This is a genomic window from Photobacterium japonica (assembly GCF_050337005.1).
GTDB lineage: Bacteria > Pseudomonadota > Gammaproteobacteria > Enterobacterales > Vibrionaceae > Photobacterium > Photobacterium japonica.
The window spans coordinates 1-5155 of sequence record NZ_JAKJSN010000105.1; the positions used below are offsets into that span (position 1 = coordinate 1).

Annotated in this window: 5 protein-coding genes; 1 reads left to right on the top strand and 4 read right to left on the bottom strand. The window is 44.7% G+C overall.

The features are described from left to right. Positions 1–536: 536 nt before the first annotated feature. From L4C36_RS23255 to L4C36_RS23270, 4 genes are read right to left on the bottom strand one after another with little or no spacing between them, the layout of a single operon-like run. Entirely contained in the window at positions 537–809 is a 273-nt protein-coding gene (locus tag L4C36_RS23255; protein ID WP_428480150.1) for a YfcL family protein, read from the bottom strand. Between the two features lie 52 nt (positions 810–861). Continuing rightward, positions 862–1410 (bottom strand): elongation factor P hydroxylase, encoded by a 549-nt coding sequence (locus L4C36_RS23260; protein ID WP_428480151.1) that lies wholly within the window; start codon positions 1408–1410, stop codon positions 862–864. Next, positions 1410–1982 carry a sugar transferase gene (locus tag L4C36_RS23265; RefSeq protein WP_428480152.1) on the bottom strand — a complete coding sequence of 191 codons (573 nt, stop codon included), beginning with the start codon at positions 1980–1982 and terminating at the stop codon, positions 1410–1412. Before L4C36_RS23265 ends, L4C36_RS23260 begins: the two co-directional genes overlap by 1 nt. Positions 1983–1987: 5 nt before the next feature. Beyond that, a complete protein-coding gene (locus tag L4C36_RS23270) occupies positions 1988–2932 on the bottom strand; it encodes a UDP-glucose 4-epimerase family protein (protein WP_428480153.1) in 945 nt (314 codons plus the stop codon). A 126-nt stretch (positions 2933–3058) separates the two neighbouring features. On the opposite strand from L4C36_RS23270, the gene L4C36_RS23275 reads away from it, so the two are divergent. After that, positions 3059–4948 (top strand): polysaccharide biosynthesis protein, encoded by a 1890-nt coding sequence (locus L4C36_RS23275; protein ID WP_428480154.1) that lies wholly within the window; start codon positions 3059–3061, stop codon positions 4946–4948. Positions 4949–5155 lie beyond the last annotated feature (207 nt).

Below are 5155 nucleotides of genomic sequence, written 5' to 3' on the forward strand. Positions count from 1 at the left end.
ACATATCAGTATAATAACGCTTTAAATATGTGACATTTTGATAAAAATAATGGAATATTTCTGATATTAAATTAAACTATATTATTATTAGAAAAGTAACAATACAGTCAATTAAACGACGCCGCAGTCAATTAAACGACGCCGCAGAATAAGAATAAATAATTAATAATGAATGCGCCACATATATGACGCACTAAGAGGGCAGCAACATGTTTAGAGCCTATGCTCATTTTTCCGTCAACCACCCTTATCTTCACGCATTTAATCTGTTGTTAGTTATAACAATTGTTATCACCAGCGGCTACCAACTGCTTGCGAATGAAGCACTCATCTTCTCATTGGGTTTTGTCATTGTGCTATTTCCAAGCATTCTTTTTGCAAAATCATCAGAATACCGAAGAAAATATATTAGCCAGAATAATTAAACCCCAGATATACAATACGTTGAGCAATATAATCGGATAAAAATAAAGCGTCATTCGACGCTTTATTTACACTGTTTTATTAACATCACCCATCTAAAGTGGCGATGACAATTAACCTGCCACGCACTGTTGTTGTAGTTGCATCCACATACCTTTCACTAATTGCTGATCACCTGGGGTCAACTCAGATTGCGCAGCCATCAGGCTTTCATCGACTTTCCTGTTCATGGCCGCTATCGTGGACCCCTCTTGCGTCTCACAGTGTGCGGCCGACAAAGAGATATGCCCACGCAAGTATCCCCCGGCAAACAACTCATCATCAGAAGCGGTTTCAACCATCTCATCGATAAGGGAAAGTAACGTTTCTTCATACTGTTGAATCATGCTGACCTGCTTGTGTTCTGTGCTGTAAATGAATATGCGAAAAATTACGGTGTTAAACGCTTTCAAGCGGGATGAGTGGCTGAAACTGCACTGGCATAAGTGGCGCGATCTGATACGCGTCCCGCAATGCTTCAGACAAAATCTGACAGCGAGCTGGCATCCCTTGTTCTAAATACACCATGACCTGCTCGTGTACGCGACGCGTAAAGCTCACCCTATCAGGCTCATGATTACCATTCAAATTATCACAACTTACTTGAAAGCAAAAACCACAACTCGCGGCGAGGATCCATTCCACGGCTTGAGGCTTCACTTCCACATTTTCAAACTCGGCTTGTACCTGTTCACTACGGCCATCCGGCTCATACCAATACCCGTAATCTTCCAGCAGACGGCGCGCAGGCCCTGCAATGCACCAATGGGCAATTTCATGCAATGCTGAAGCAAAATACCCTCGCGCAAAAATCACCCGGTGGTGGGGGTGTGCGCTGTCGGCCGGGAGGTAAAGGGGTTCATCCCCACCCAACACCAGTTCGGTATTGTATTCAGAGAGAAAACAGCGATTAAAAATCGCAATCAGATCATCATTACTGTGTGGCATTATGAATTACTTTTCTTGATACGATCACCCGCTCCACGGCCAATCGCAGTTTGTAAAATATAGGCAAAATACGCTTTGAGGGTAAACGTGTCTATCATCTCGCGTTCAAGGTGGGCCAATGCTACTGGCGTTGACATATCCACACCGTTAATTTGGCCCAAGCCCGTGATACCAGGCAATTCACCCAGCACACCTTGTGCAGCGCGTTCTGTCAGTAAATCCGTTTGGTTAAACAAACACGGACGCGGCCCAACCAAACTCATCTCCCCTTTTAGCACATTGATGAGTTGAGGGAGTTCGTCCAGTTTGGTTTTACGTAGAAAGGCACCCAGTCGCGTCACCGCGTTAGCATCCACCAAATGCGTCGCTACGGATACCGTATCGACAGGCATGGTGCGAAATTTAACTAAAATAAACGGTTGTTGGTTTCGCCCCACGCGCTCTTGGCGAAAAATTGGATGACCGGTATCCAGTTTACCGATCACGTAAATGATCAGAAAAAGCGGTGCAAGGCAAAGCAACCCACAAAAGGCAAAGAAAAAATCTAAAAAGCGCGTCAAAGGTGTATGCATAAAGATCACTTGCTGGTGTGATGGGATTGATTAATCATGCGTTGAAGCGCATCCGCGAGATTATAAGGCGGATGCCAATCAAGGCAAGTCTTCGTCGCGTCTATATCAAGCTGAAGATCACCACACAAACGCTCACCAATGCCCGGTTTACCCAGCCAACGGGTTAGTGCCATCAACCATATTTGGGGGATGGGTAATAATCTTGGCGTTTTCCCCATCGCATAGGCCATTTGACGTAATAATTCTGATGTGGAGACATCGTCATCATCAGACACTAAGAAAGTCTGATTCGCCGCATTAGGGTGAGACACACAGGTGAGGATCAAATCCACAAGGTTATCGATATACACAAAGCTGCGCTTATTGTTGATTGCCCCCAAGGGTAACGGCAATCCTTTACGGACACAGTGAAGTAAAGAGGCAAAGTTGGCTTTCACCCCAGGACCATACACCAATGGCGGACGAATGATCACCACATCCATCCCCGTCTCTTGTGCTAACGCTAACAGTCCTTTTTCCGCTTCATACTTACTCAAACCATAAGGATCGGTAGGCGCTTGTTCAACTCGCGCAGTAAAAGGGGTATCAGGCGTTGTCGCCTCACCATTGACTTTAATGCTACTAAGAAAAATAAAACGCTTCACGCCAGCTGCTGCAGCCTGCCGCGCAAAGTGCAAGGTGCCATCCGTATTCACATCACGATAAGCTGTTAACGGGTCATTATCCTTATCATTCATCACGTGCACACGGGCCGCACAATGGACAATGACATCCACTTGCTGCAGATGAGCTGACCAATCGGTCTGTGGCGTAATCTCTGCCGCCTGATAACCGTATGGGTTAGCCTTATCTCTGGCTAACGGAAGTACCGAGAGACCGGCCTGCTGACAAGCGATGACAGCATGATGCCCAATAAATCCCGTTGCGCCTGTAATTAAAATTTTGCTCAAAACACACCCACATAGCAGAAAGCATTTATCAATAAAAAGTAGAAAAGCAGTATCTATACCGAGAGTATGATAACCTGAACAATACACATAAAAAATTTCTCTTCGGCATTTCAGCAGAATTCTTTCATGATACGCATTCTTAAATCTCTTTTTTCAGCAAAACGTTACAATAAGCGCATTGTAACGGTCAGCTATGATATTTTTGCTGTAAGCTTTTCATTGTATGCCGCCCATGCCCTTCGCTTAGGCACATGGCACATCGCGCTCGGCCCTGAAGAACTCGCCAGTATGTTACTGACGGTGATTGTCACATTATTGGTGTTCGCACAACTGGGCATGTACCGTGCCATCTTACGCTATCTGATGCTACCCGCTATCGGCCACATTTTTATCGCCGTGGTCACTTCAGCGGTAGTATTGGCTTTGTCCAGCTATTACTTCAAGTCGTTTGTGCCTCGCAGCGTCCCAATGATTTATGTGGGTATTGCGATCTTAACGCTCGGTGCGCCACGCGTACTGATCAAATCCGTTTACTATTACTATTACCGCCGCAAAAAACCCAATGTGTTTATCTATGGGGCTGGCGCAACTGGCCGTGAATTAGCTTATGCGTTGATCCACGGGCAAGAATATCACCCCGTCGTCATCTTAGATGATAATGAAAGCAAAGTTGGCCAAATAATTTTTGGCTTACGCGTGCATCACAGCAGTGAATTCAGCAGACTACAAAGCTTATATGAACCCGTTAAGTTATTGATTGCAATAAATAACATAAATACAGGCAACCGACTTCGATTACTCAATAAAGTCTCTGAGTGGCCAATTACCGTGCAATCCGTACCCTCCGTGGAAGACATCGCGGTCGGCCGTGCATCCATCACCGAAGTGCGCGATCTCGATATCGTCGATCTCCTCGGTCGTGCCCCCGTGGAACCCAACAAGCAGCTTCTGGCCAAAAACATTACAGGAAAAGCCATTTTAGTATCAGGGGCTGGCGGGTCTATCGGTTCAGAAATGTGCCGTCAAATCATCAAGCAAGCACCGAAGGTTTTGGTACTCTTTGAGCTGAATGAATGTAACTTATATCAAATTGATCGTGAACTTCACACGATGATCAATCACCTCAAAATCGACTGCCAACTCGTATCAGCCTTAGGATCGGTACAAAATAAAAACCGCATCAAAAAATTGATGGAGCAGTACGACATTGAAACGGTCTATCACGCTGCCGCCTATAAACATGTGCCGATTGTTGAAGACAACGTGGTCGAAGGCATACGTAATAATGTATTTGGTACCTTGATGATTGCAGAAGCGGCAATTGAAACCGGCGTCAAAGACTTTACCTTGATCTCCACCGACAAAGCCGTACGTCCAACCAATGTCATGGGCGCGAGTAAACGCATGGCAGAGCTTATTCTGCAAGCTTTGGCCGAAAAGCAGGCTGACACCACCTTTACCATGGTCCGATTTGGTAATGTGCTCGGTTCATCCGGTTCTGTTGTGCCTTTGTTCCGAGAGCAAATCCGCAAAGGTGGGCCGCTAACGGTTACTCATCCCGAAATTACGCGCTTTTTCATGCTGATCCCGGAAGCTGCGCAGTTAGTGATACAAGCGGGTGCAATGGGAAACAACGGACAAGTGTTTGTGCTCGATATGGGCGAGCCCGTGAAAATTTTAGACCTCGCTAAGCGTATGATCCAATTAATGGGTGTCACGGAGAAAAATGGTGAATCGGTTGATGGCGATATAGAAATCACCTTCTCTGGACTGCGCCCAGGTGAAAAACTCTATGAAGAATTGTTGATCGGTGAAAATGTCGAAGGCACCTCACACCCTAAAATCATGACAGCGCTAGAAGAAAAACTCTCATGGGAAGAAATGGAAGTCATTCTTGCAGAACTCGATGCTTGTTGTCATGAATATGATTTTGAATGCATTAAGCGGATTTTGCTTGAAGCGCCTACTGGGTATTATTTGGATTTACCAATAGGATCTACATTAAATTTAAGTTGACCATTATCTTATATACAAGATAATTTTTATTATCAAATACAACCTTTCGTCTTTTAAGGCGAAAGGTTGTATTTCACTCTATCGCTTGAATTTACGATAAAGGTATCTTGCAATCTTCTGCAAATGAAATTTATGTACAATTGAACGAAGCTTACCAAAAACTATTTTCTTTGGTGTGTTACTATRTACTTTATCAAAAAGTAAACC

Bases quoted from the DNA above. Each gene is read 5' to 3' on its own strand.
- L4C36_RS23255 (WP_428480150.1), bottom strand. From the start codon at position 809: ATGATTCAACAGTATGAAGAAACGTTACTTTCCCTTATCGATGAGATG.
- L4C36_RS23260 (WP_428480151.1), bottom strand. From the start codon at position 1,410: ATGCCACACAGTAATGATGATCTGATTGCGATTTTTAATCGCTGTTTT.
- L4C36_RS23265 (WP_428480152.1), bottom strand. From the start codon at position 1,982: ATGCATACACCTTTGACGCGCTTTTTAGATTTTTTCTTTGCCTTTTGT.
- L4C36_RS23275 (WP_428480154.1), top strand. From the start codon at position 3,059: ATGATACGCATTCTTAAATCTCTTTTTTCAGCAAAACGTTACAATAAG.